Origin of the sequence: Salmonella sp. 32100201201700099SM, from assembly GCF_017572645.1 — a bacterium.
In the GTDB taxonomy this organism is placed as follows: Bacteria; Pseudomonadota; Gammaproteobacteria; order Enterobacterales; family Enterobacteriaceae; genus Salmonella; species Salmonella enterica.
Genome location: NZ_JAGERQ010000004.1, coordinates 355,155 through 381,548 on the forward strand (window position 1 = coordinate 355,155; position 26,394 = coordinate 381,548).

Annotated in this window: 18 protein-coding genes; 8 read left to right on the forward strand and 10 right to left on the reverse strand. The window is 53.7% G+C overall.

The genetic code is table 11. The features are described from left to right. Positions 1 to 41 precede the first annotated feature (41 nt). Both bapA and smpB read right to left on the reverse strand, forming a co-directional pair. Positions 42 to 11,516 (reverse strand): biofilm-associated protein BapA, encoded by an 11,475-nt coding sequence (gene bapA, locus J4685_RS09190; RefSeq protein ID WP_001237661.1) that lies wholly within the window; start codon positions 11,514 to 11,516, stop codon positions 42 to 44. Between the two features lie 618 nt (positions 11,517 to 12,134). Continuing rightward, positions 12,135 to 12,617 (reverse strand): SsrA-binding protein SmpB, encoded by a 483-nt coding sequence (smpB, locus tag J4685_RS09195; RefSeq protein WP_001518569.1) that lies wholly within the window; start codon positions 12,615 to 12,617, stop codon positions 12,135 to 12,137. 187 nt (positions 12,618 to 12,804) lie between these two features. Here smpB and J4685_RS09200 point away from each other — a divergent pair, with 187 nt between their 5' ends. Next, complete coding sequence (locus tag J4685_RS09200) at positions 12,805 to 13,242, forward strand: type II toxin-antitoxin system RatA family toxin (RefSeq protein WP_001543334.1); 438 nt, start codon at positions 12,805 to 12,807, stop codon at positions 13,240 to 13,242. Continuing rightward, the gene (locus J4685_RS09205) at positions 13,232 to 13,522 is read left to right on the forward strand and encodes an RnfH family protein (protein ID WP_001112990.1); all 291 of its coding nucleotides are present in this window, start codon (positions 13,232 to 13,234) and stop codon (positions 13,520 to 13,522) included. Before J4685_RS09200 ends, J4685_RS09205 begins: the two co-directional genes overlap by 11 nt. Positions 13,523 to 13,687: 165 nt before the next feature. Here J4685_RS09205 and bamE read toward each other — a convergent pair whose 3' ends face one another. The 3 genes from bamE to nadK all read right to left on the reverse strand — a co-directional run bounded on the left by bamE (position 13,688) and on the right by nadK (position 16,800). Continuing rightward, complete coding sequence (gene bamE / locus J4685_RS09210; RefSeq protein ID WP_001203433.1) at positions 13,688 to 14,026, reverse strand: outer membrane protein assembly factor BamE; 339 nt, start codon at positions 14,024 to 14,026, stop codon at positions 13,688 to 13,690. A gap of 148 nt (positions 14,027 to 14,174) precedes the next feature. Beyond that, a complete protein-coding gene (gene recN, locus J4685_RS09215; protein WP_000880965.1) occupies positions 14,175 to 15,836 on the reverse strand; it encodes a DNA repair protein RecN in 1,662 nt (553 codons plus the stop codon). 85 nt (positions 15,837 to 15,921) lie between these two features. After that, positions 15,922 to 16,800, reverse strand: a complete 879-nt coding sequence (gene nadK / locus J4685_RS09220; RefSeq protein WP_001059155.1) for an NAD(+) kinase — start codon at positions 16,798 to 16,800, stop codon at positions 15,922 to 15,924. 122 nt (positions 16,801 to 16,922) lie between these two features. On the opposite strand from nadK, the gene grpE reads away from it, so the two are divergent. Next, a complete protein-coding gene (gene grpE / locus J4685_RS09225; RefSeq protein WP_001518875.1) occupies positions 16,923 to 17,513 on the forward strand; it encodes a nucleotide exchange factor GrpE in 591 nt (196 codons plus the stop codon). Positions 17,514 to 17,553: 40 nt separating this feature from the next. Here grpE and J4685_RS09230 read toward each other — a convergent pair whose 3' ends face one another. The 3 genes from J4685_RS09230 to J4685_RS09240 form a co-directional block, all read right to left on the reverse strand. Further along, entirely contained in the window at positions 17,554 to 18,159 is a 606-nt protein-coding gene (locus J4685_RS09230) for a hypothetical protein (protein WP_000271804.1), read from the reverse strand. Positions 18,160 to 18,288: 129 nt separating this feature from the next. Then, positions 18,289 to 19,575, reverse strand: coding sequence for an HlyC/CorC family transporter (locus tag J4685_RS09235; RefSeq protein ID WP_127908301.1), 1,287 nt, complete (start codon positions 19,573 to 19,575; stop codon positions 18,289 to 18,291). Between the two features lie 19 nt (positions 19,576 to 19,594). Continuing rightward, positions 19,595 to 20,386 (reverse strand): inner membrane protein YpjD, encoded by a 792-nt coding sequence (locus tag J4685_RS09240; protein ID WP_001537507.1) that lies wholly within the window; start codon positions 20,384 to 20,386, stop codon positions 19,595 to 19,597. A 165-nt stretch (positions 20,387 to 20,551) separates the two neighbouring features. Here J4685_RS09240 and ffh point away from each other — a divergent pair, with 165 nt between their 5' ends. From ffh to rplS, 5 genes are all read left to right on the forward strand, one after another. After that, entirely contained in the window at positions 20,552 to 21,913 is a 1,362-nt protein-coding gene (ffh, locus tag J4685_RS09245; RefSeq protein WP_000460060.1) for a signal recognition particle protein, read from the forward strand. A 251-nt stretch (positions 21,914 to 22,164) separates the two neighbouring features. Further along, positions 22,165 to 22,413: a 30S ribosomal protein S16 gene (rpsP, locus tag J4685_RS09250; RefSeq protein WP_000256453.1), complete on the forward strand. Its 249-nt coding sequence runs from the start codon at positions 22,165 to 22,167 to the stop codon at positions 22,411 to 22,413. A gap of 18 nt (positions 22,414 to 22,431) precedes the next feature. After that, positions 22,432 to 22,980: a ribosome maturation factor RimM gene (gene rimM / locus J4685_RS09255; protein WP_000043266.1), complete on the forward strand. Its 549-nt coding sequence runs from the start codon at positions 22,432 to 22,434 to the stop codon at positions 22,978 to 22,980. A 44-nt stretch (positions 22,981 to 23,024) separates the two neighbouring features. Beyond that, positions 23,025 to 23,792, forward strand: coding sequence for a tRNA (guanosine(37)-N1)-methyltransferase TrmD (trmD, locus tag J4685_RS09260; RefSeq protein ID WP_000469802.1), 768 nt, complete (start codon positions 23,025 to 23,027; stop codon positions 23,790 to 23,792). Positions 23,793 to 23,832: 40 nt separating this feature from the next. After that, positions 23,833 to 24,180, forward strand: a complete 348-nt coding sequence (rplS, locus tag J4685_RS09265; RefSeq protein ID WP_000065257.1) for a 50S ribosomal protein L19 — start codon at positions 23,833 to 23,835, stop codon at positions 24,178 to 24,180. A 156-nt stretch (positions 24,181 to 24,336) separates the two neighbouring features. Here rplS and dgcN read toward each other — a convergent pair whose 3' ends face one another. Both dgcN and J4685_RS09275 read right to left on the reverse strand, forming a co-directional pair. Then, positions 24,337 to 25,557, reverse strand: a complete 1,221-nt coding sequence (gene dgcN, locus J4685_RS09270) for a diguanylate cyclase DgcN (protein ID WP_001030993.1) — start codon at positions 25,555 to 25,557, stop codon at positions 24,337 to 24,339. Continuing rightward, positions 25,550 to 26,068 carry a YfiR family protein gene (locus J4685_RS09275; protein ID WP_001212373.1) on the reverse strand — a complete coding sequence of 173 codons (519 nt, stop codon included), beginning with the start codon at positions 26,066 to 26,068 and terminating at the stop codon, positions 25,550 to 25,552. Before J4685_RS09275 ends, dgcN begins: the two co-directional genes overlap by 8 nt. Positions 26,069 to 26,394 lie beyond the last annotated feature (326 nt).

Sequence of the window (26,394 nt, forward strand, 5' to 3'; positions counted from 1 at the left end):
CGCTTGTTGCCCCGAACGTCGTGGCGTTCGGGGCTTTTTTATCAACCGCCGGTTATCAGGTGGTTGTTCTGCAACAGATCATTTAGCGTAAGCTGCACATTCTCCAGAGTGACAAGGTCAGTTGATTTAAACGCGCTGCCGGCGCCGTCGCGATCGACGGATATCACCGTATTGGCGCCGCTGGTATGAACCTGAACAAAGTTACCCAGCGTCACCGCCTGGTGATCCCAGCCGGTCAGCAGTTCGTGGATATCGATCTTGTCGCCCTGCGCGGTAGAGAAGTTTTGCCAGCGATCGACGCCGTTGCCGCCGGTCGCGTCCGCGCCGTTTAACAGATGGTAAATCAGCGTATCGCCATAGGCGGAGCCGATGAGAACATCGTTTTGGTTGGTACTGACGATTTGCGGCGCCATATCAATGGTCAATGTGGCGCTATCCGTATGACCCATCTTGTCATCCAGTTGATAGGTAAAGACCTCTTTACTGGTGATGGACGACATCGCGACGCCATTATTCAGGGTGTAGGTGTAGGCGCCATCAAGGTTAATTTGCAATGTGCCGTAATGTCCCTGAATCGTGGCGCTGGTGGTATTCGCCGCGGCGTCCAGCGTGGCGGCGCTGCCGTTATACCCGCTAATGCTCAAGCGGGTATTCACCGTATTAAGCTGATCCATCGCCCCCGCCGCATCGCTGCCGTCAAAAATATTGCCGAGAACGGTATGCGTTCCGGACGTTTCAAAATTATCCAGATCGACAGTGGTGCCGATGACACGTGGCGTGATCGTCGCCGCCCCGGCCAGGGTATTGGTGCCGGTAAAGTTAAGCGTGTACGTTCCGGCATCCAGCTCCAGGCCGCTCAGGTTAACGGTCACCATCGCGCTGCCCAGCGTGATATTCGCCACCGGAACGGTTCCGTTGCGTATGACGGTCCCGTTCTCCTGAATGGCCCAGCTAATATTCAGATTGCCCAGCGTAATGAGCGTGGAGACATCAAAGACCAGTGACGCGCCTTTAAGTACGGTGCCCGTTGCAACGTCAAAGGTGCCGCTCCCGCTGCCCGATTTGCCGAGTAGCCCCCAACTGGCGCTGCCGACGCTGGAGTCCAGCCAGGCAGCGGTATCCTGAAGCGTGGCGACGCTAAGGGTATCGCTGACATCATTAATCGCATCCAGCGCCCTGGCGGTTGGCGTGATATTGAGCGAGGCCGTATCGGTATCGCCGTTTGGCGCTTTGACCGTATAGATAAAGCTGTCCGGCGTTTTAATGCTGTCGGCGCCGACGCCGTTCTTCAGCGTGTAGGTATAGTTGCCTCTTGCGTCAATGATGAGCGAGCCATACAGCCCGTTTACCTCCGTCGTGCCGGTCGCCGCAATCGCCACGCCGTTTACTTCAGTGAGGAGGGCGTCCGTAGGGGCGACATCATTGGTCAGTACGTTGCCGGCGGTGTTGGCGGTGATACTGTCAACGGCATAGGTGTGGTCCTGGGAAATCGCCAACGTATAGCCAGTGAGGACGCTAATGCCGCTGGCGGTATTCAGCACGAACAAGTATTCGCCGCCAGGCAACGTCAGGGTCAGCGGCTGGGACTGTCCGGCTAACAGCAGGGTGTTAATCCAGCCCTTTTGCACCCGGAACTGCTCATATTGTTGAATGGCATCGTTAAAGCGATAAACGTACAGATCGAACGTGGAAACCAGTGAGACGCCGCCGACGGTTCCCTGTAACGTCATGGTTCGCGTAGCGCCTTCTTCAACGTTAAAGATGATCGGATTAGTCATATCATCAAGCAGATTCGCGTTCAGTACATTACCAAGTCCGACGCTTAATACCGTGACGCCGCTTTGTGTCGAGGGGCCGTTGTTGACGTAGCTAACGTGAGTATCAAAGACCAGCGAGGCGTTATTGTCTGTCGCTATCACGCTGCCCGGTACAGGCGCGGGACCCAAATTAATAACCAGTTGCGCGGCGCTGCTACCGACGCCATTCTGGGTGATGGTGTAGGTGAAGCTCTCTTTATGTCCGTATCCCGCCGTGGGCTTAGTCAGCGTGTAGGTGTAACTGCCATCCTGATTAATGTGCAGCGTGCCGTATTGCCCCAGGATATCCACGCTGCCCGCGCCGACCGGCGTACTGACGCCGTTGGCGTTGGTGATGGCGGTGACCGTGGTGCCCGTCGGCGCGGTATCATCAGCCATGACGTTGCCGGTACTGATGGTTGGCCCGCTAATAATACCTGCGCTGGTCTGGTGTACATCGACATCCAGGCTGGTATATGACCCGGTGGCGAGCAGACTGGTGTTATAAGTGAGTACCCGGTACTGGCCTTCGCCCAGGCCGCTCAGGTTCAGGGTAACGCCGCTCCCGGTCAGGGTAAGCAAATTCGCGAAGTCGCCAACGGCGGTGTTGACGATCGTCGTCCAGGCGCCGAGGCTGGTGTCGTAGCGCTGTACCACAATCTCCTGAGTACTGAGCAGCGAAAGCACGATTCCCGTTGCGGCGGCATCGATGGTGACGTCGCCCGTACCACCTTCAGCAATGGTGAACTCAACCTGAGTGGTATCGTTACCCAAAACCGAGGCGACATTGCCAAGCGCGCCAACCAGCAGCAGGCCGTAATCCGAATAGTTTTGCGTGCTGGTGACGGCGGTAGAGGTCAGATCAAGACTGGTTATGTTATCCCTTGCCGCCAGCGGCAGAACCGGCGCGGTAATGCCTAACGTGCCAGAGGCGTTACCCGCAGCGTCAGTCGCCGTCACGTTAATGAGTTGACCTTCAATTTGTTTTGTCGGCAAGGTGAGAGACCATGCGCCGTTGCTGCCAGCGGTGGTGGTGAGCGTCACGCCCCCCGTCAGCGTGACGGTTACGGTGCTGTTTGCCTCTGCCAGCCCGGAAAGTGAACCGCCATCGGCGCTGAGCGTACCTGACGGCGTACCGGGCGCCAGCGTATCGACAATCACCGTCGCGGCGCTGGAGACGCTGCCTGTACCGTTGGCGTTAGTCGCGGTGGCGGTGAAGGCGTGGCTGCCTTCGGTCAAATTGCCTGTCGGGGTAAAGCTCCAGTTTCCGCTGGCGTTCGCCGTGGTGGTGCCGAGCAGCGCCCCGTTGTTATAAATGCTCACCGTGGCGCCCGCCTGAGCGGTACCATTCAATGTGGGTTGTGCGTCATTAGTGACCTGGCCGTTGGCGATAGCGCCGGTATAAATACCCACATCATCTACTACGTTGGTGATGATCGGTGCTTCCGGCACACGCGTATCGGGCGCGGTAAATCCGGCGGCAATGCCTGTGTTGCCTGCTTTATCCTGGGCAAATGCCAGTAGCGGCTGACCATTGGTCTGCGCGGGCGTGAGTGTGGCGGTGAAGCTGCCTGTACCGTCGGCGGTGGTGGTTCCCAGTACCACACCAGTATCAGAGGTAATCGTCACTGTACTGCCTGCTTCCGCGGTGCCCGTCACCCGATTACCGGTAGCATTGATGACCAGGTTGCCGGGCGCGCCGGGCGCAATGGTATCCACGATAATCGTTATCGATGGCGAAGCGGCGCTAACGTTGCCAGCCGCATCGGCGGCGCTAACGCTATAGGCGTGACTTCCCTGGCCGAGCGCGGCGGTTGGCGTCCAGCTCCAGTTGCCGCTGGCATTGGCGTTCACGGTCGCGACCAGCGCGCCATTATCGAAGATGCTTACCGCGCTGTTGGCTTCCGCAGTACCGTTGAGCGTCGGCTGTGTGTCGTTGGTCGATTGTCCATTGCCAATGGCGCTGGTATTGTTCGGGACATCATCAACGATGCTGGTTATAAGCGGAACCGTTGGCGCAAGGGTATCGACCACGATAGTAAAACCGCTGGTGGCCGGGCTAACGTTGCCTGCCGGGTCGGTGGCGGTCACTGTTAATATGCGCGTGCCGTCGTTTAACCCTGTCGTCGGCGTGAAGCTCCACGCGCCGCCCGCGTTAGCCGAGGTGACGCCAAGCAGAGTGTTGCCATCATAGATAGTGACCACGCTGCCCGCTTCGGCAGTGCCGTTCAGCGTGGGGCGGTTATCATTGGTTATCTGACCATTAGCGAGATTTCCTGTGACCCCGCCCGCGACGTCATCCACCACGGACGTCAGGATTGGCGTTTGCGGCGCGGTGGTATCGACCGTCAGGGTGAAAGCTGTACTGTTCGGGCTGCTGTTTCCTGCGGCATCGGTGGCGACGGCGGTGATGACGTGCGTTCCGCTTGCCAGCGTTGAGGTGGAGACGCTCCACGCGCCGTCAGGCTGAGCCGTTGTCGTGCCAATGACCGTGCCATTCTCATAGAGCGTAATCGTGGCGCCGGCTTCTGCGGTGCCGCTGAAGGTTGGCGTAGGATCGTTGGTATTTTGGCCGTTCGCGATCGTGCCGAGGCCTGGCGCCTGATCGTCACTGACTGATGTGATTACCGGCGTCAGCGGCGGCGTGGTATCGACGACGAAATTAACGCTGTCTGAAACGGGACTGGCGTTGCCTGCGGCATCAACGGCAATGACGGTAATTACATGGTTGCCCGTCGCCAGAGAGGCATCAGGCGTATAGCGCCAGCTACTGCTATTGTCGGCGGGAATTTCAGCCAGCAGCGTGCCGTTATCGTAGAGACGAATAGCTGTGTTGGCTTCACGGGTGCCGCTAATGACAGGGCGCGCCTCGTCTGTGATCTGCCCTGAACTCAGATTGCCGGTAATGGGGCCCGTACCGTCGTAGACCGTATCAATAACAGGCGCGGCGGGAGCCGTGGTATCAATAGTAAACGAGCGTATTTCGGACGCGGCGCTGGTGTTGCCTGCCGCATCGGTTGCTGTCGCCGTCAGGTTCCAGACGCCCGCGCCCAGCGAAGTAGACGGCGTAAAGCTCCAGCTACCGTTGGCCTGAACTTGCGCCGTGCCGACCAGCGCGCTGCCATTATAAATCGAGATGGTTGTACCCGCCTCACCGGTACCCGAGAGTGTTGGTCGGGTTTCGTTCGTCGAGCCGCCGTTGGGGACGATGCCCGTCACCGGCGCCGTATTGTCTGCCACGCTGGCGATAACCGGCGCGGCGGGCGGTGTGGCGTCAATCGTCAGCACAAATCCGCTGGACACCGCGCTGCTATTACCCGCCGGATCGGTGGCGCTAAGGGTGAACGTGTGGCTACCGTTTGCAAGCGGCGTCTGCGGCGTGAAACTCCACGTGCCGTCGCTATTCACCGTCGTGGTACCGATGGACGCGGGATTACCGTCAAGATAGACATTAATCGTCGCGCCAGCCTCTCCGCGCCCGTTCAGGGTGGGCGTCGCATCGTTCGTTAGCTGCCCGCTAACCAGGTTGCCGGTAATACCGGGCTGGTCATCCACGACGGAGGTGAGAACCGGGATCGCCGGAGGCGTAATATCGACTACGATCGTCCACGGCGCGGAGACCGCGCTGGTATTGCCCGCCGGATCGGTAGCGCTAACCGTCAGATTATGGCTTCCCTCTGACAAATTGCGGGGCACCGGGAAGGTCCAGCTACCGTTTTCGCCTACCTGAGCTGTGCCAAGCGGCGTACCGTTATCAAAAATGGTGATTGTCGCGCCAGGTTCGCCAGTTCCGTTCAGTATTGGCTGCCGATCGTCGGTGGATTGCCCCGGTAACACCGGAACGGTCGGTTGATTGTTATCGTCAATCACGGACGTGATAACCGGCACATCTGGCGCCTGCGCGTCAATGTTCAGCGTAAAGCCGTCCGAAGGCTGGCCGCTATTGCCGGCGGGATCGGTCGCTACGGCGGTAAAGATGTGCGCGTTGCTCTCCAGCGGCGCGTTCGGGGTGAAGCGCCAGTTGCCGCTTTGATCTACCGTGGCGGAACCGATTTCTACGCCGTTATCCAGAATGCGGATGGTGGCGCCTGCTTCTCCCGTTCCGTTGAGCGTCGGGCGTGAATCATTGGTGAGCGCGCCGTTATCCAGCGTACCGGTCATGCCGGGGACATCATCCGTTGCGCTGGTAATAACCGGTTGCGCCGGCGCGCTAAGATCGACAGTGATCCCGACCGGTGCGGACAGGCCGCCCTGGCCATTCGCATTGGTTGCCTGGACGGTGAAGTAATGTGTGCTTTCGCTTAATGGCGTCGCGATCTCAAAGATCCAGTTCCCGCTGGCGTCAACGGTGGCAAAGCCTGCCGAATCGCCATCAATGAAAACTTCAACGGTAGAGCCGATATCCGTGGTGCCGCGCAGCGTCGGCATGGTGTCGTCCGTGGCGCCGCCCGCCGCAATATTCCCCTGTATGCTCCCGACATCATCTTCAATCGCCGTGATGGCCGGGACGGCGGGCAGACCGCTGTCGGAAGCAGGAAAATTCGTAGCCGGGCCGTTATTCCCCGCGCGATCGATAGCAATTGCCGTCAGCGTACCGCCATCGGTTTGCGCCGGACTGAGCGTGACGACGAATTCACCGGTGCCATTAGCGACAGCGCTGCCGACCAGGGTGCCATCGGCATGATGAATTTCAACGGTAGCGTAAGGATCGGCAAGTCCGGCGACGCGCGTGCCATCATCGGCCACCGTCTGGATCGTTGGCGCGGGCGGGGCGGTGATATCCACGGTAATGGTGATCGGTTGGGTTTGCGCCGTGGTATTTCCAGCATCGTCAGTCGCGCTGAAGGTTAGCGCATGGCTGGCTTCTGACAATTCGGACGTATTGAATGTCCAGACCCCGTCGGTAACGAGCGCCGTCCCGATTGCCACGCCATTGTCGTAAATCGTGACGGTGCTGCCGTTTTCGCCGCTGCCGTTAATAGTCAGCGTCCGATCGTTAGTAAAGGCGCCATCGGTTAATGGCCCGGTCACTGGTGCAACATCGTCGAGGATCTCATTGACGACGGGCGGCTGCAACGGAACGGTGTCGACGGTGAAGGTAAAGCTGTTCGATACGCCGCTGCTGTTTCCGGCGGCATCGGCGGCAATGGCGGTCAGGGTATAGACGCCATCCGGCAACGCGCTGGTCACCGGCAGCGTCCAGGTACCGGTCTCATCGACGGTGACTACGCCCACGACACTACTGCCATTATAGAGCGTGATCACGCTGCCGATGTCGCCAGTGCCGTGAATGACCGGTGTATTGTCGTCAGTGGTTGCGCCGCTGACAATAGTATCCTGGACTTCGCCGACGTTATCTTCGGCAAAAGTGATAACCGGATTGGCGGGCGCAGTGGTGTCTAGCGTAAAAGTGACTGAGGCGGAAGGTGGACTGATATTGCCCGCTATATCGGTTTCCGTGACGGTAATGGTATAGGTTTCTGGCGTCAGTGCCGCAGGCGTAAAGTTCCAGCTACCGTTATCGCCTACCGTTGTGCGACCAATTTCACTGCCATTATTGTAGAGAATTATCGTGCTGCCGATCTCTCCCGTGCCGCTGAAGGTCGGCGTGGTATCGTTCGTTGCGCCATTATTGCCGATGTTGCCGATAATCGGCGCGACGTTATCGCTGATTAGCGGCGCGTCAGGCTGCGCTGGAGGCTGGGTATCAAGGGTAACGGAGAAAACGCCGGAGGTCGGGCTACTATTGCCTGCGGCATCCGTGGCGGTGGCCGTCAGGATGTTTAACCCTTCGCTCAGATTACGGGTTAGCGGATAGGTCCAGCTACCCTGTGGATTGACCTGGACGGTAGCCAGTTCTACGCCGTTATTGTACAGGGTGATGATGGCGCCGGGTTCGCCGGTGCCGCTGAGGGTCGGCATACGCTGATTGGTAATACTGCCGTTTGCCAGTAGCACCTCGCCTTCTCCGCCTGTGATGGCGGCTGACACGATCTGCGGCGCATCCGGCGCCTGGGTATCGATGCGTAGGGTAAAGCTGATGGATTCCGGACTTTCGTTCCCCGCCGGATCGTTGGCGCGAGCGGTCAGAAGGTGGTCGCCGTCGCCCAGCGCGGCAGGCGGCGTAAACTGCCAGCGCCCGTCCGTGCCGACCAGCGCCTGACCTATGGCATTGCCATTATCGTAAAGGATGATTGTGTCGCCTGCGGTGCCGCTACCGCTCAACCGGGGCTGGGATTCCTGGGTAATCTGATTGGTATCAATCGTATTTCCGTCGCCGTCAGCTACGCCGATAACGCCGGGGGCGGCAGGGGCCTGGGTATCAATGGTAATCGTAAAATCGGTCGAAAAAGGCGTGGTGTTGCCGTTACTGTCGCTGGCCGTCACGGTAAAGGTGTAGGTGTCGTCCGCCAGTGGCGAGGCCGTGGTGTAAGCGTAGCTCCAGACGCCAGAATTACCGACGATAATATCCGCTATCCGGGCGCCATTCTGATACAGGTGTACTGTGGAACCTGGTTCACCTGTACCGTTAATCGTTGGCGTGCTGTCGTTAGTGAGCCCCAGATGCGCGACGCTACCGAGAATACCCGGCGCATCATCTGTAATGAAGGTGATTACCGGTTGCTGCGGCGATTGCGTATCGACCACCAGGTCGAATGACGCCGCCGGACTGGCATTGCCTTTAGCGTCGGTTGCGATTACGGTCAGTCGATGCGCGCCTTCACCTAAATTTTGCGACGGCGTAAACGTCCAGCCGCCGTTGGGCTGTAGCGTGGCGAGCCCCAGCGAAACGCCGTTATCAAAAATTTCGACACGCGCGCCAGCCTCCGCCGTACCGCTAAGGGTGGGGCGGTTGTCATTGGTGGTTTGTCCGTTAACCAGCGGCCCGGTGAAGCTTTCAACATCGTCCAGCACCTGGGTGATAATGGGCTTATCCGGGGCGGTGATATCGGGCGCTTGCGCTGTAGTTGGCGGGCTGACGTTGTTGGCGCTGTCGGTGGCGGTGACGGTAACCTGTTCGCCGTTGGTCTGTGCGGGGGCGAGGGGAAGGGTAAAATGACCTTCGCCATCTGCTTTGCCGCTGCCGAGCGGCGTGCCGTCCGGCGTGGTGATCGTAATGGAGCTACCCGGTTCGGCGGTGCCGCTGATACTGGCGCCATCCTCACTAATTACCACGTTTTTCGGCATTTCTGGCGCGGTACTGTCCGGCGCGACGACCGTCGCGGCGGCGCTTTCGTTGTTCGCTATATCGGTGGCGGTAGCGATAAGCGCCTGGCCGTTAGTCTGCGCCGCATTCAGCGGAACGATAAATTGTCCGTTGCCGTTAGCGACGGCGCTGCCAAGTACGGTATTGCTACTGTCGCGGATAGTGACCGTTGCCCCGGCTTCCGCCTGACCGCTTACGGACAGACCGTCGGTCGCCACGATAAGACCGTTCGGTGCCGCAGGCGCAGTTTTATCCGGCGCGTTCAGCGTTTCTACCGGACCGCTATTCGCGGCTTTATCGGTAACGCTAATGCTTAATGTTTCACCGTTAATTTTCGCCGGGCTAATACCTATTGAGAAGGTGCCGTCGTCGCCTGCCGTTCCACTCCCGAGCGTATTTCCCAGGCTATCTTTGATAACCACAGTGCTGCCAGCTTCCGTAGTGCCGGTGAGTCTGTCGCCGACGTCGCTAACCGCCAGGCCTTCCAGCACCGGCGGCTGCGTGTCGATATCAATGGTAAAGGCGACGGACTGCCCGCTAGTGCCGCGATCGTTGGTCGCGGTAGCGGTAAAGACATGGTCGCCATCGGCAAGTGCCAGCGAGGGGGTAAAGCTCCATTTGCCGTCAGCGTCAGCGACAATGGGCGGAAAGCTCGGAACAGGAAAGCCATTATCGTTAATCGATATCGTACTGCCTGGTTCAGCAGTACCGCTGAGGGTTGGGCGGTTATCATCTGTGGCATCGCCATTTTTCAACAGCCCGGTAACGGCGCCAGCGTCATCCGTCACGGTAAGGATAGTCGGCTGGGCAGGATACTGTGAGTCAGAAGCGGTAAACTCTGTGGCGGGGCCGATGTTACCGACGGCGTCCTGAATACGCGCTTCCAGACGCTCGCCGTGGGTCTGGGCCGGATTCAGCGTGATGCTGAAGTGGTTATTTTCTCCGGTAATCGTGGAGCCCAGGTAATTTCCCGCCGGGTCATAGATCGACACGGTACTGCCAGCTTCAGCGGTGCCGCTAACGGTTGTGCCGTCTTTCGCGACATTATCAATGATAGCGGCGTCCGGCGGCGTGGTGTCCACAATGATAGTAGGCGTTGTCGTCACGCGGCTTGCGTTTCCGGCTTTGTCGCTCTGTTCGACGGTAAAGGTATGTTCGCCATCGCTTAACGGCGTAGTCGGCGTAAAGGTCCAGCGTCCATTTTCGTCTACGGTAGCGCTGCCGATAACGGTTGAACCCTCTTTAATCGTGATGGTATTGCCTGCCTCTCCCTGCCCGGAAAATAGCGGTTTTGCCTCGTCAGTCCGGTCATTATTCTGTAGCGGTCCGGTGAGCAAACCGGTGTTATCGGCCATCAGTTCAACGCGTGGAGCATCGGGGCTGAGTGTGTCGATAGTCAGCGTAAAGCGGGCTGATTCGCTACTTTCGCCTTTAACGTTAGTCGCAATGGCGGTGAAATGATTTTCCCCATCCGCTAGCGCGCTGGTAATGGCAAAATGCCAGTTTCCGCTGGTATCAACTGTTGTTGAGCCTATTTCCTGACCATTGGCGTAAATATGGATGACTGTGCCTGCGCTGCCGGTGCCCTCCAGAGTGGGGGTATTGTCGTTCGTAAACTGATTATTGCTCAGCGTGCCGGTGAGGGGAGCGGCATTATCGATAGCGGCGGTGATAACCGGTGTATCGGGGAGAGGAATGTTGGGCGCATCAATGGTTGCGGATGGGCCGGTATTGCCGGCATCGTCAGTCGCGGTCACGGTAAGTTGTTCGCCGCTAATCTGTGGCGCTGTCAGATCAATACTAAATTTACCGTCGCTATCCGCTTTGCCCTCGCCAACGACGTTGCCTGAGGGATCTTTGATGGTAATGAGACTGCCCGCTTCGGCCTCGCCGCTCACCGTTTTTCCGTCCGCTGAAATCAATAATTCGCCGGGAGCGAGAGGCGGGGTAGTATCTACAGGATTACTGCTACCTGGAGTATTGCCGTTAGGGTTACTGCCGCCGGGATTGCTGTTATCAGGGGGATTACCGTCAGGATTGGTGTTATCGGGGGGCGGATTATCGCCATCCGAATGATGGTGGGAATCGCCGCCGCCGGAAGACGCGATAGCGGCAATGCCGCCAGCCGCCACCGCGCCAGCCAGTACCCACGGCCAAACGGCGCCGCCTGCTTCATGGGAAGCGCCGGAAGTGACCAGCAGCTCATTAATATCAGCGATTTGTTCAAAATGTAGCCCGGCTTGCGGATTTTCCACCCACCATAACGTGCCATCGTTTTCCGCCAGTACCAGCTGGCTTGCGCCCAGATCGTTGGTAACGTAAAAGTTTTTAATCGTGATCGTTTCGCCGGAATGGAGCCTCACTACCAGATCCTGATTAATGCGCGTAAGTTGACTAATTTCCTCCCGGGCCACTGATAATTTAACAATTGACGGGGCGTTAAGAGTGACCGCTGAGGATTCCACAGTGGTGGAGACACCAGTCAATTTCGAAACCACGGCGAGTAGACGCATAAATCAGCTCCTGATGGATTTGCTCTGTGTATTAATTAACGGGCACAACGTTCAGGGCAAAATGCGTAGACGAGCCTTCCCGTTCATCGTGAGAGATGAATTTCCGTAGCCATATTCTTTTTATGAGCGTAGGTGGAGGTCTGGTTTTCTCGCCGAATAACCCTTTGTTTTTTGTGCCTGACTAGTGCTTTCGTATTAGATGATATAGTCAGAAAAAAATCTTTCTGCAAATTAAGATCTATTGATAAAGGTGTTAGTGCGTCTGAAATATAACGGAGTTTGTGTTAAGGAGAGGTGGGGCAGGTTAACAACGCATGATGGTTTTTTATTTATCTTTATGTTTTATAATGAATTTTAATTTAATCTTCTTTTTCTTTTTTAACATAAAAACAATACATTTTGTGAAGGTATTCAGCAATATTAAATTTTATAAAAATCATTTGAAGTATTGTGTTATTAGGCTATAAAAATTTTTTAAACAAAGAATATATTCTTGCTGTGGTGTGGTATTTATTGCTATTGATAAGCGTCAGACACAGAGAATATATTTTCGAGGCATGCATGAGATATGAATATTGACCAGCTTCATACTGAGAAGCTGGTCACAAAAAATGTCTATTATCGGCCTGCATTTTTCATAATGCGTGCTTTATCCAGTTGCCACTCACGTTCTTTAAGATCGGAACGTTTATCATGTTGTTTTTTACCTTTCGCCACGCCGATCTTCACTTTGCACCAGGCATTTTTCCAGTACAGAGAAAGCGCGACGACAGTATAACCTTCACGATTAATACGGCCATACAGTGAATCAAGCTCACGCTGATTTAACAACAGTTTGCGGGTTCGGGTTGGGTCGCATACGACATGTGTCGAGGCGACCGCCATCGGCGTAAAGTTTGCGCCAAACAGCCAGGCCTCGCCATCTTTGAGGATAACGTAACTGTCGCCGATATTGGCTTTTCCTGCGCGCAGAGATTTTACTTCCCAGCCTTGCAGGGCGAGACCAGCCTCGAACTCTTCTTCGATAAAGTATTCGTGCCGGGCGCGCTTATTCAGCGCGATGGTGGCTGAGCCCGGTTTATGTGCTTTTTTCTTCGTCATAAGTGTCGTGAATTCATAGGTAATCTGATATCGAAAACACCCCATTACGTCCTGATGAGGTGCAAAAATCTATCTTAGCATGAGTTGGGCTATGCACGCACAATTAAGGCATGACGGTTGGGGACAGCATTTTTTTACTCGCTGATAAGTGGTATTATTTACACGATTTATGTTGATGGGAATTGCTATGCCTCAGATTAGTCGGACTGCTTTAGTCCCCTACAGTGCGGAACAGATGTATCAGTTAGTGAATGACGTGCAATCGTATCCCCAGTTTTTGCCTGGGTGTGTTGGTAGTCGCGTCCTGGAGTCATCGCCAGCACAGATGACGGCGGCTGTTGACGTGTCGAAGGCGGGTATCAGCAAGACGTTTACGACGCGTAATCAGCTAACGCGTAACCAGAGCATTCTGATGCATCTGGTGGATGGCCCCTTTAAAAAGCTGATCGGCGGCTGGAAATTTACCCCGCTCAGCCCCGAGGCGTGCCGTATTGAGTTTCAGCTTGATTTTGAGTTTACCAATAAACTCATTGAGCTGGCGTTTGGTCGTGTATTCAAAGAGTTAGCGTCCAACATGGTGCAGGCGTTTACGGTTCGCGCCAAAGAGGTTTACCGTGCCGGATAAACTTGTGGTTGAAGTGGCTTATGCGCTGCCGGAAAAGCAGTATTTGCAGCGCGTAACGCTGGAGGAGGGCGCGACGGTCGAAGAGGCGATTCGCGCTTCCGGCTTGCTGGAATTGCGTACGGATATCGATCTGGCGAAAAATAAAGTAGGTATCTACAGTCGTCCGGTAAAACTCACCGATACGGTGCAGGATGGCGATCGGGTTGAAATTTACCGTCCCTTAATCGCCGATCCAAAAGCATTACGCCGCCAGCGCGCCGAAAAATCGGCTGGCAGATAATTAGCCTCTTTTGCCGGATAACGGTGTGGAAGCCGTACCACACCTGAAGCACAGGTGTGCCTGTAAGCCAGATAAACGTAGCGCCATCAGGCAAATTCGTACCAAATGGCGGGGGATAGGTTTGCAGGCCTGATGAACGTAACCTCATCAGGCGGTATCACAAAATTACTTCGTCAACGCCGGTTTGTTATCAATATTGGTTAACACGCCGCTGCTGTTAAAGGTGAGCGTCAGAGTCTGCTGCGTCACGTTCTCGTGTCCTGGCTGCTGGCGGAAGACATAAAACCAGGTATTCGTACCAAAAGGATCGGTCATCATCGGCGTGCCTAAAGCATACGCAACCTGTTGTTGCGTCATACCAACACGCACTTTGGCGACATCCGTAGGTGTAAGATAGTTCCCCTGATTGATGTCAGGTTGGTAAACCACTCGCTCCAGAGTGGAACAGCCTGCGGTCAACATCAGGAGTACTGCTGCGGCAGCAGTCAGCGTTTTACAGCGCATAGTGATTGGGTTCCTTTTCGGGCCTGAGCAGTACGTGGCTCATATTAATATGCCGATGATAATAGACCTTTCATCACTTTAAAACCTTTTGCTGTCGGGTCTTACGGCGTTTTTGTTGTGAACTCAGACCTTCGGGAGATAAAAAAGTTTACGCCGCCAGCAGTTCTTTTGCGTTTGCCAGCGTATTACGCGTAACTTCACTTCCTCCCAACAGGCGGGCCAGTTCCTGTAAACGCGCACGTTTATCCAAAGGTTGCATATGGGTTTCGGTCATTGCCCCGTCTGTTTCTTTACTGACAAAGAAGTGCTGGTGACCGCACCCGGCTACCTGTGGCAGGTGAGTGACGCACATCACCTGAGTGGATTCGCCAAGCTGACGCAGGAGTTTACCGACCACGGCGGCGGTTGGGCCGCTGATGCCAACATCGACCTCGTCAAAAATTAGCGCCGGCGTTTCCATTTTGCGCGCGGTAATCACCTGAATAGCCAGCGCAATGCGCGACAGTTCACCGCCAGACGCGACTTTAGCGATAGGCTGCAGCGGCTGACCCGGGTTTGTCGTCACTTTAAACTCCACGCGATCGGCGCCGTCGTTGCTCAGATGATGCTCATCAAATTTCACGTCGATAGTAAACAGACCGTGCGGCATCGAAAGTAAATGCATACTTTCAGTGATCAACTGCCCCAGCTCCTGGGCGTAAAACTGACGCTGTTGATGCAGCGCTTGCGCCGTTTCCAGCGCTTGTTGGTGATGCTTATTAACCGCCAGCGTTAGCGTTTCCAGCGAATCGGCCTGATCGTCGAGCTGCTGCTGTTCTTCGAGCAGTGACTGATAAAGCTGCGGCAGCGCTTCCGGGCTGACGTGATGTTTTCGCGCCAGCGAAATTTGTTTAGCGATGCGCTGTTCAAGCTCAAACAGGCGATTGGGGTCTAAATCCAGACGCTCGCAATAGTGGCGTAATTCATCGCTGGCTTCGGTGAGTTGGATAGTGGCTTCTTCCAGCATATCCAGGATGCCGGAAAGCTTGCTGTCCATACCTACCAGCTCGCTAACCAGTTGTTTTGCGCTATATAACTGGCTTTGCAGGTTAACGTCTTCGCCGTCCGCGAGTAGCGCCAGAGCGTTCTGGCTGGTCGTAAGCAACTGCCCGCTGTTGGCCAGCCGTTTGTATTCTTCGTCAATTTGCTCGAATTCGCCGGCCTGCGGATTAAAGTCGTTCAACTCTTTTAACTGATATTGCAGCAGTTCCGCGCGCGCGGCGCGTTCCTGGCTTTGTTGCTGGTGATGGGCGAGATCGCGGCAGCTTTGATGCCATAATTGGTAGCGAGCAGCCATCTGCTGCGCTAAAGCGGCTTCGTTGGCATAGCTATCCAGCAGCGATTTTTGCTGTTCGGGTTTGGTAAGCTGCTGGTGCGCATGTTGACCATGAATTTGAATCAGCAACTGACCGAGCTCGCGCAATTGAGACAGGGGTACAGCGGTGCCGTTAATAAATCCCCGTGAGCGGCCATCGCTGCTGATAACGCGGCGAAGTAAGCATTCGCGCCCTTCTTCAAGCTGGTTTTCTTCCAGCCAGCGCAATGCCGCAGGCGTGTCTTTCAGCGCAAAGCGGGCACACAAATCGGCACGGGTCGCTCCGGTACGGACCATATCGGCCTCAGCGCGACCGCCCAGACACAGACCCAGGGCATCAATCGCAATAGATTTACCCGCGCCGGTTTCACCAGTAATGACGGTCATTCCGCTCTGAAAATCGATCTCAAGCTCACGAACGATAGCAAAATTGCTGATGGTCAGTTGCGCCAACATAGCTGTTTTCCTGTATGAAAAACCATGACTGTAATTAAATACAGTATAAACTGGTTTTTTATACAGTAAAGAGGCTAACGTAAAATTAGAATAGTTTTTTTGACCAACCGAGTTTTGTGCTTAATGTATTGAAATAGCTATAGTCTTTGGGATGTATCAGGTTGAGATGGTAGTCGCAGCGGCGAATCAGCACATCTTCTCCTTCCTGAATAGGCAGCGCTATCTGGCTGTCGCAGCTAATTTCCAGATCGCTACGGCGATGCGAAAAACGCAGACGAATCGTGCTACTGCTGTTAATGACTAACGGGCGCGCAGACAAGGTATGCGGGAACATCGGCACCAGGGTGATGGCATCCAGTGAAGGGGTCAGAATAGGGCCGCCTGCGGAGAGCGAATAGGCGGTGGATCCGGTCGGCGTAGAAATGATCAGACCATCAGATCGCTGTGAAAAAGCGAAGGTTTCATCAATATAAACCTCGAATTCGATCATATGCGCCACTTTTCCCGGATGCAGCACCACTTCATTAATGGCTGTGCTGATACGCTTCTGGCGGTCCTGTTGGCAGACCTGCGCTTCCAGCAGAAAACGTTTTTCGGAGATATAGCGTCCTTCCAGCACATCAGATAATTGTTGCAGGGCGTTGTCCGGATCGAGATCGGTCAGGAAACCAAGATTACCGCGGTTAATGCCAATCACATTGATGTCATAACGCGCCAGCGTACGCGCTGCGCCAAGCATATTGCCGTCGCCGCCCACGACTACCGCCAGATCCGCCTGTTGACCAATTTCCGCCAGCGTGCCGGTTGGCACATTTTTTAGCTGTAATTCGTGGGCGATTTGTTGCTCCACAATGACCTCATAACCCTGATCGCATAGCCAACGGTAGAGCATTTCATGTGTCGTGAGTGCGGTGGGATGACGCGGATGCCCCACAATGCCGATACACTTGAAATGATTATTCATTTTTCTGAGGTCCTTGTAGCGAAGATTGATGACAATGTGAGTACTTCCCTTGAAACCCTGAATCTGATCCCCATAATAAGCGAAGTTAGCGAGATGAATGCGAAAAAAACGCGGAGAAATTCATGAGTAGTAAAGAACAGAAAACGCCTGAGGGGCAAGCCCCGGAAGAAATTATCATGGATCAGCACGAAGAGGTTGAGGCAGTTGAACCAAACGATTCTGCTGAGCAGGTGGATCCGCGCGATGAAAAAATTGCGAATCTGGAAGTTCAGCTTGCAGAAGCCCAGACTCGCGAACGCGACACCGTGTTGCGTATCAAAGCGGAAATGGAAAACCTACGCCGTCGTACTGAACAGGATATCGAAAAAGCGCATAAATTCGCTCTCGAGAAGTTCGTCAACGAATTGCTGCCGGTAATCGATAGCCTGGATCGCGCGCTGGAAGTCGCAGACAAAGCCAATCCGGATATGGCGGCAATGGTCGAAGGGATTGAGCTGACGCTGAAGTCTATGCTGGATGTGGTGCGTAAATTCGGCGTGGAAGTGATTGCTGAGACCAACGTGCCGCTGGACCCGAACGTGCATCAGGCGATTGCGATGGTGGAGTCGGAAGAGGTTCCGGCAGGCAATGTGCTGGGTATTATGCAGAAAGGCTATACGCTGAACGGTCGTACCATTCGCGCGGCGATGGTGACTGTAGCCAAAGCGAAATAAGTCATGCTGGCAGGCCGCTTTCGGGCGGCCTGCTTGACGTCTAACTTAAAAAATCTTGTACTTCGAGCCATGGAGTGTCGAAGTCAGCTATTTGTTCGTACTCATCCATAGATAAAACAAATATATTATAGGCATCAGTGCTTTCATTGAGACTGGCTATCTGAAAGCCACGTTCGTTGAGCTGGCTTTGAATGCGCTCAAATATCTCATCGACGTAACGATCGCCTTTTTTGCAGACTTTGCCTATTTCATCATATCTGGTGAGTGCCAGTAGTCGCGTTTTTAGTTCATCTGTACTGGCAAAATCTTTTGTCAGGTCATAATAACGATTGGCCGCAAAAGTGGCGAGCAGACCTTCTTCACCCTCACCCTTGTAATCAATTTCTTCAATAACGCCTTCAGCACGTAGAACCTGCATGAATGCCTGTAACAACGCACGATTGTCTAAATCACCGCCGCTGCAATCAAGCACCTCCACCATCCCGTAGTCATCGTCCTCGTCGTCTTCAAAACTGGCAGGATCGCTGGCGAGGCGGGAGACGATATTGGGCCATAAATCTGGCGTTTCCTTTAAGAAAATGCTGGCCAGCTTTTTTAAATATTCAGCAAACGCCAGATCCCATTCAATAACGTAATCATCGTACATAGTATGGTTTTCCTTTCCATTAATAAGTTTTTATTGTGTCACTATGCCGGAGAGGAGATGAATGAATAAAATCTTAATTAACAAGGTAAACGGCAAACCATTGGCTGCCGTTTTAAGAAAGGAGGAGGGTTATTCAAGAATACTCTCGCGCAGCGGTTTTACCGGTACGACCTTCACCTGCTTAATCATATTTTCCTGTACGTCGAGAATATCGATATCGTACTGCTCAATGCGCACGCGCGTGCCAGCAACCGGAATTTCCTCCAGCGCCTCCAGAATCACCCCGTTGACGGTGCGCGCGTCATCTTCCGGCAGGTGCCAGTTAAACGCTTTATTGATTTCCCGGACGTTGGCGGTACCGTCAATAATGACCGAACCGTCGTTTTGCGGCGTGACCTCTTCCGCCAGTGTCGGCGACATCGATGTGGTGAAGTCGCCAACGATCTCCTCGAGAATATCTTCCACGGTGACCAGCCCCTGGATATCGCCATATTCGTTGACGACCAGTCCGACTTTCTTTTTATTGCGCTGAAATTTAATCAGTTGCGTACTGAGCGGCGTACCTTCCGGGACGTAATAGATTTCATCGGCGGCGCGCAGCATCATCTCTTTGGTGAACTCTTTTTTCTCGGCCATTAACCGCCAGGCTTCACGCACGCGCAGCATACTGATGGCGTCATCCAGCGAATCGCGATAGAGCACAATGCGTCCGTGCGGCGAGTGGGTGAGCTGCCGCTCGATAGACTTCCAGTCGTCATTGATATCGATCCCGATAATTTCATTACGCGGCACCATGATGTCATCCACGCTGACCTTTTCCAGATCGAGAACCGACAGCAGCATATCCTGATTGCGGCGAGAGATTTGCGAACGGGATTCATGCACGATAGTGCGTAATTCCTCTTTGCTTAACGACCCGCTGACCACGATGTCCGTTTTAATTCCCATCAGACGCATCAGCAGGCGGGTGATGGTGTTAAGTAACCACACCAGCGGCATCATCAGTATCTGTAACGGCGCCAGCAGGAAGCTGCTGGGATAGGCCACTTTTTCCGGATAGAGCGCGGCGATAGTTTTGGGCAGGACTTCGGCAAAAACTAACACGACAAACGTCAGTACCCCGGTGGCGATAGCCACGCCGGCATCGCCGTAAAGCCGCATACCCACAATCGTGCCGAGCGCCGAGGCAAGAATGTTGACCAGGTTATTGCCAATCAGCACCAGGCTTATCAGTCGGTCGGGTTTACGCAGTAATTTTTCTACCCGTTTTGCCGAGCGATTACCTTGCTTCGCCATATGGCGTAAACGGTAACGGTTTAGCGTCATCATTCCAGTTTCGGAACCGGAAAAATAGGCCGAGATGACCACCATGATGATTAATATGATAATCAGCGTGGTGGTGGAGATGTGTTCCAGGGGAAACTCCTTTAAAAGCTTAGCTTACAAATTGCTGTAATATGCGGCTACCAAAATAGGCCAGCGTCAGAATACCCGCGCCTGCGACGTTAAACCACACGACCCGACGACCCCGCCAGCCTTCATGGTAATGCCCCCACAGCAGAACGATATAGACAAACCATGCCACGATAGAGAGCACGGCTTTATCAATATTTTCAGTACTGAACAGGTTATGCATGTAAAACAGGCCGGTACACAGAGTAAGGGTCAGCAGTACGACGCCAATCTGCGTGATATGAAACATTTTGCGCTCAATGCTCATCAATGGCGGCATTTCATTACTAAACGCCAGCTTTTTGTTCTTCAACTGATAGTCGATCCACGCCAGTTGTAGCGCATACAGCGCGGCGATTATCAGCGTCGCGTAAGAGAAAAGCGACAGACCGATGTGCACCATCATGCCTGGGGTCGCTTCCAGATGCGTAATATATTCATTAGGCATGAACGTGGCGAAGGCCAGGTTAATCAGCGCAAAAGCATAGACAATGGGCAGAAGTAGCCAGCCGCGATTACGCGACGCGACAATGGTCATCACCGTGCAGATCATCAGGCTGACCAGCGAACCGACATTCAGCAGGCTCAGGTTTTGTCCACTGTCGCCGCCGGGCAGAATACGCGATTCCAGCGCGACAGCATGGCACACCAGCGCGATGACCGCAGAAAGAATAGCCATACGCCGCCAGCCGCTGTTTTTTTGCAACAGTCCGGGAACGATCAGCGCGAGGCTGAAGGAGTAGGCGACAAGGGCAAGTAAAGCAAAAACGGGCATAGTTGTGTCGACAGTTGACCAGTGAGAAAGAGAAGCAGTATAGCGTTACGTGACCGCAGCTCCAACCGTTGCATAACAACAAAGACGGCTTCATGGTATACTGTGGCGAAATTCTGTAACTGTGTCGCTGCGGCGACCAATCGTTTCCACCCCAGGCGAGAGACAATGTTTGATAATTTAACCGATCGTTTGTCGCGCACGCTGCGCAATATCAGTGGCCGTGGGCGCCTTACTGAAGACAACGTTAAAGAGACGCTGCGCGAAGTGCGCATGGCGCTGCTGGAGGCTGACGTTGCGCTGCCGGTAGTGCGTGAGTTCATCAATCGCGTAAAAAAGAAAGCGGTTGGTCATGAAGTTAACAAAAGCCTGACCCCAGGGCAGGAGTTCGTCAAGATTGTCCGTAGCGAACTGGTTGCGGCGATGGGCGAAGAGAACCAGACGCTGAATTTAGCTGCGCAGCCGCCAGCCGTAGTATTGATGGCAGGTCTGCAGGGGGCGGGTAAAACCACCAGCGTCGGTAAGCTGGGGAAATTCTTGCGCGAGAAGCACAAGAAGAAGGTGCTGGTCGTCTCTGCCGACGTCTATCGCCCGGCGGCGATCAAACAGCTCGAAACGCTGGCTGAGCAGGTTGGCGTGGATTTCTTCCCGTCTGATGTCGGCCAGAAACCGGTTGATATCGTCAACGCCGCGCTGAAAGAAGCGAAGCTCAAATTCTACGACGTGCTGCTGGTGGATACCGCCGGTCGTCTGCACGTTGACGAAGCGATGATGGACGAAATCAAACAGGTCCACGCTTCTATCAAGCCGGTAGAAACGCTGTTTGTCGTCGATGCGATGACCGGTCAGGATGCGGCGAATACCGCAAAAGCCTTTAACGAAGCGTTGCCGCTGACCGGCGTGGTGCTGACCAAAGTTGACGGCGACGCTCGTGGCGGCGCGGCGCTCTCTATTCGTCATATTACCGGTAAGCCGATTAAATTCCTCGGTGTCGGCGAGAAAACCGACGCGCTGGAGCCATTCCATCCGGATCGTATCGCCTCGCGTATTCTCGGCATGGGCGACGTACTGTCTCTTATCGAAGATATCGAAAGTAAAGTTGACCGCGCACAGGCTGAGAAGCTGGCGACCAAACTGAAGAAAGGCGACGGTTTCGACCTGAACGACTTCCTGGAACAGCTCAAACAGATGAAAAACATGGGCGGTATGGCCAGTCTGATGGGCAAATTACCGGGCATGGGGCAGATTCCGGACAACGTCAAATCGCAGATGGACGACAAGGTGCTGGTGCGTATGGAGGCGATCATCAATTCGATGACGCTGAAAGAACGCGCGAAGCCGGAAATAATCAAAGGTTCCCGCAAGCGTCGTATCGCGCAGGGCTGTGGGATGCAGGTGCAGGACGTTAACCGCCTTCTGAAACAGTTCGACGACATGCAGCGCATGATGAAGAAAATGAAGAAGGGCGGGATGGCGAAGATGATGCGGAGTATGAAGGGGATGATGCCGCCAGGCTTCCCTGGCCGCTAATTTCCCGGCCTGGCTCACTTGCTATTTCGGCACCGGGGTGTGCTCGCCATCCTTACGTACTGCGTGTACGCTGCGGTGGCTGCGCGCACGCCGGCACCGAACTGGCTGCAACGGTCACGCCCTGGAATCAAGCTTCATCACATGTTGATTGCTTTTTTCCCAGAAATCAGTAAAATTTTCGGGCTTTTAATATGACGCCGGGCTCCGTTCCTCGATGGGGCCCGGTTGTTTTATTCACACAAGAGGATGTTATGGTAACTATTCGTTTAGCTCGTCACGGCGCTAAAAAGCGTCCGTTCTACCAGGTTGTTGTCACCGACAGCCGTAATGCACGCAACGGTCGCTTCATTGAGCGCGTTGGTTTCTTCAACCCAATCGCTAGCGAAAAAGAAGAAGGCACCCGCCTGGATCTGGATCGCATCGCTCACTGGGTTGGCCAGGGCGCAACCATTTCCGATCGCGTTGCGGCGCTGATCAAAGAAGTAAAAAAAGCAGCTTAATCTGTCACGGTGGTCATGATGAGCAAGCAACTCGCCGCACAAGTACCCGCTGAACCGGTTGTACTGGGGAAAATGGGTTCTTCATACGGTATCCGTGGTTGGCTCAGAGTGTTTTCCTCCACTGAAGACGCCGAAAGCATTTTTGACTATCAGCCCTGGTTTATCCAGAAGGCGGGTCAGTGGCAGCAGGTACAGCTGGAAAGCTGGAAGCACCACAATCAGGATCTGATCATCAAACTGAAAGGCGTTGACGATCGAGATGCCGCGAATCTTCTGACCAATTGCGAAATTGTCGTGGATTCCTCGCAACTTCCTGCGCTTGAGGAGGGAGACTACTACTGGAAAGACCTGATGGGTTGCCAGGTAGTCACCGCTGAAGGCTACGATCTCGGTAAAGTTATCGACATGATGGAAACCGGGTCGAATGACGTTCTCGTCATTAAGGCGAACCTGAAAGATGCATTTGGTATCAAGGAACGACTAGTACCGTTCCTCGATGGGCAGGTTATCAAGAAAGTCGATCTCGCTACTCGTACTATCGAAGTAGACTGGGATCCTGGTTTTTAAACCACCGGATAAACGGTAATAAATGGCGTTATGGGGATTGGCTTGTGTTTATTGGCATCGTTAGCCTGTTTCCTGAAATGTTCCGCGCAATTACCGATTACGGGGTAACTGGCCGGGCAGTAAAAAAAGGCCTGCTGAACATCCAAAGCTGGAGTCCTCGCGACTTCGCGCATGACCGGCACCGTACCGTGGACGACCGTCCTTACGGCGGCGGACCGGGGATGTTAATGATGGTGCAACCCTTGCGGGACGCCATTCATGCAGCAAAAGCCGCGGCAGGTGAAGGCGCTAAAGTGATTTATCTGTCGCCTCAGGGACGCAAGCTTGATCAAGCGGGCGTTAGCGAGCTGGCCACGAATCAGAAACTCATTCTGGTGTGTGGTCGCTACGAAGGCGTAGATGAGCGCGTAATTCAGGCCGAAATTGACGAAGAATGGTCAATTGGCGATTACGTTCTCAGCGGTGGCGAACTACCGGCAATGACGCTGATTGACTCCGTCGCCCGGTTTATACCGGGGGTTCTGGGGCATGAGGCATCAGCAATCGAAGATTCGTTTGCTGATGGGTTGCTGGATTGTCCGCACTATACGCGCCCTGAAGTGTTAGAGGGGATGGAAGTACCGCCAGTATTGCTGTCGGGAAACCATGCTGAGATACGTCGCTGGCGTTTGAAACAGTCGCTGGGCCGAACCTGGCTTAGAAGACCTGAACTTCTGGAAAACCTGGCTCTGACTGAAGAGCAAGCAAGGTTGCTGGCGGAGTTCAAAACAGAACACGCACAACAGCAGCATAAACATGATGGGATGGCATAGGCCCCCGAATATCAGTTTACCCAGGATAAGAGATTAAATTATGAGCAACATTATTAAGCAACTTGAACAAGAGCAGATGAAGCAGAACGTACCTTCCTTCCGTCCGGGCGATACCGTGGAAGTGAAAGTATGGGTTGTTGAAGGTACCAAGAAACGTCTGCAGGCATTCGAGGGCGTGGTTATCGCTATTCGTAACCGCGGTCTGCACTCTGCATTCACTGTTCGTAAAATTTCCAACGGCGAAGGCGTTGAGCGTGTCTTCCAGACTCACTCTCCGGTAGTTGACAGCATTGCTGTTAAACGTCGTGGTGCTGTTCGTAAAGCTAAACTGTACTACCTGCGTGAGCGTACTGGTAAAGCAGCTCGTATCAAAGAGCGTCTTAACTAAGAACGCGCTTTCGCAACATCCGAAAGCTTGTAGAAAAGAAGGGGCTGGCATTACGCTGGCCCCTTTTTTTATGGGTTGCTCCACGCCATAGACGGTTGCATGATTAAGCTGGGTCTGTGGTATCAACGCTGAGTCAGAAACGGCCTGGCCCGTTCCTTAGTTTAGCGAGCGTTCCGCACGCCGGTGTTTAGCCTGATACATATTTCGATCGGCCAGTTCTTGTAGTTTTTCGGCAGTGGCATGTTCCCATGTCAGCGCAAAGCCAATACTCAGGGTCATCGTTATTCGCTGGCCGTTATGCAGTTCAAAAGGTCGATTAAACGCCTGGGATAGTGCTGCGCAAATACGTTGTACTTCATACTCCGAATGTACACCGTAAAGCACCATCGCAAATTCATCGCCGCCGAGTCGGTAAGTCTGATAACGGCTACCACCGAATTCCGCTAATCTTTTGGCAACCTCTATAAGTACGCGGTCGCCTGCCGCATGTCCCCAGGTATCATTAATATATTTAAAGTTATCGCCATCCAGAAATAACAATGCCGAACTGCTACGAGCGGAATTGTCCTTCATCAGCGCGTTAATACAGCTGCGAAATGCCGCGCGATTGGCAAGCCCCGTCAGCGGATCGTGCAACGCGGTACGCAGTAATTGTGCATTTTTAGCCTGAAGCCGTAGCTGCCATTCTTCCATCTCATCCAGAAGGCTATTGAAATCCTGCGCAAACAGGTGAAATTCCGCAATACGCTCATCAGGTACCCGGCGTGAAAAATTTCGGTTAGTGCGAACGTCGTGTACAATTTCAGTAATATTTTGTAGCGCATCCACAACGCCATTGTGTAAATAACGCGTGAGTAGCAGGGCAATGCCGGATGCTAGCAGAATACATCCTGTCAGCACTGCCAGCGATAGCCAGATAAAATGACCAATAAGGCTGTCGCGGGCGACAAGCCGTACTTCGCCGATAGCCCTGCCGTTGTGCCAGACGGGTTGCGATACCGGCAATGGAAAAAGCCAGTGGCTAATTAAGCCGATGAGCTTATCGTCTGCGGCTCGCGCATCATATCGCCATGAGGCGATAGTACGGCCATTTTTATCGCGGACCTCCGCCGCTGAAAATTGTCCCTGGCGTCCCAGTGTGGCGAGCGTTTCCGCTGCGGCCGCGCTATCGGAAAATACCAGTGCCGCTTCAAGGCTATGGGCCATTGTGGCGGCGGTCAAATCGAGATTCTTTTGCGCATACTGTTTGAGCGTAAGGACAGACGCAACGCAAATTAATAGCCAGATCAATGTCATTGTAAGCAGCACGCTGATTATACTAATCCGCCGTAGTGTGCGTTTAAATGTTGGTCTGGACAGAGAAAATTCCTTATTCATGCTTTTGATTCCGTGCAAGCATTAATACTTCTGGATTCACTCTCACGCCGCTATGCGAGAGGGAGTCCAGGTTGACGGAAAATTTGACTTCATCATTGTTAATGATCAGACAAAATGCGCTGCCAATAATACATTCGGTATTTTGCTCGGCAATTAATAACAAGGCATTAACTGGATAATGACGCGTTAACTCCACCTGATAAGCTGGCGATTCATTGCCAAAGTAAAAACCATCACAGCGGGCGCTCAGGGCTTCTTGTGTGGTACGGATGACAAGCGGTTGATAAGGGAAAGCCCAGTTAGCCTCTTCGCTAAGTACCCTGACAAAACGCGCAGATGAAAATATGCATAGCCTTGGCGGCCCGGATAACGCTGGCCAGTGTGTATAACTGACGATACCGGAGACAATGGCGCGTACGGATTTCTCTTCTTCCGTGACACATTGAGCATACAGAGGCAAGCTTGCTAATAATAGCGATAACAGAAGGATAAATCGGTGAGAAAAACGCATTAACAAGTCCCCACCATCTTCAGTCGTAAAACATTAAAATACATCCGTGATTGTTTGTAGCAAAATAACATTATTTTGCCATATCGTCATTATGTCTTATTGATAATATGAATAATTTAAGTGGCATCCCTGATATTAAATTCTTGTGATAATGGTATTAATCACCCTATATCAGAAAGTAAAATTATGCGTGCGGAGAAAAAATAATCAAAAAATAGCGAGCATCGCTCATTTTACCGCTTTTCTGAAGCTGGGAATAAAATAATTCACTTGTTGTGTAAAGTTTTTGATACGAAATTGAGAGGTTTAATCGACGATTTAGCACG

Excerpts from the sequence above, each read along its gene's own strand:
- bapA (WP_001237661.1), bottom strand. The coding sequence starts at position 11,516 with ATGCGTCTACTCGCCGTGGTTTCGAAATTGACTGGTGTCTCCACCACT.
- smpB (WP_001518569.1), bottom strand. The coding sequence starts at position 12,617 with ATGACGAAGAAAAAAGCACATAAACCGGGCTCAGCCACCATCGCGCTG.
- J4685_RS09200 (WP_001543334.1), top strand. The coding sequence starts at position 12,805 with ATGCCTCAGATTAGTCGGACTGCTTTAGTCCCCTACAGTGCGGAACAG.
- bamE (WP_001203433.1), bottom strand. The coding sequence starts at position 14,026 with ATGCGCTGTAAAACGCTGACTGCTGCCGCAGCAGTACTCCTGATGTTG.
- recN (WP_000880965.1), bottom strand. The coding sequence starts at position 15,836 with ATGTTGGCGCAACTGACCATCAGCAATTTTGCTATCGTTCGTGAGCTT.
- nadK (WP_001059155.1), bottom strand. The coding sequence starts at position 16,800 with ATGAATAATCATTTCAAGTGTATCGGCATTGTGGGGCATCCGCGTCAT.
- grpE (WP_001518875.1), top strand. The coding sequence starts at position 16,923 with ATGAGTAGTAAAGAACAGAAAACGCCTGAGGGGCAAGCCCCGGAAGAA.
- J4685_RS09230 (WP_000271804.1), bottom strand. The coding sequence starts at position 18,159 with ATGTACGATGATTACGTTATTGAATGGGATCTGGCGTTTGCTGAATAT.
- J4685_RS09240 (WP_001537507.1), bottom strand. The coding sequence starts at position 20,386 with ATGCCCGTTTTTGCTTTACTTGCCCTTGTCGCCTACTCCTTCAGCCTC.
- ffh (WP_000460060.1), top strand. The coding sequence starts at position 20,552 with ATGTTTGATAATTTAACCGATCGTTTGTCGCGCACGCTGCGCAATATC.
- rpsP (WP_000256453.1), top strand. The coding sequence starts at position 22,165 with ATGGTAACTATTCGTTTAGCTCGTCACGGCGCTAAAAAGCGTCCGTTC.
- rimM (WP_000043266.1), top strand. The coding sequence starts at position 22,432 with ATGAGCAAGCAACTCGCCGCACAAGTACCCGCTGAACCGGTTGTACTG.
- rplS (WP_000065257.1), top strand. The coding sequence starts at position 23,833 with ATGAGCAACATTATTAAGCAACTTGAACAAGAGCAGATGAAGCAGAAC.
- dgcN (WP_001030993.1), bottom strand. The coding sequence starts at position 25,557 with ATGAATAAGGAATTTTCTCTGTCCAGACCAACATTTAAACGCACACTA.
- J4685_RS09275 (WP_001212373.1), bottom strand. The coding sequence starts at position 26,068 with ATGCGTTTTTCTCACCGATTTATCCTTCTGTTATCGCTATTATTAGCA.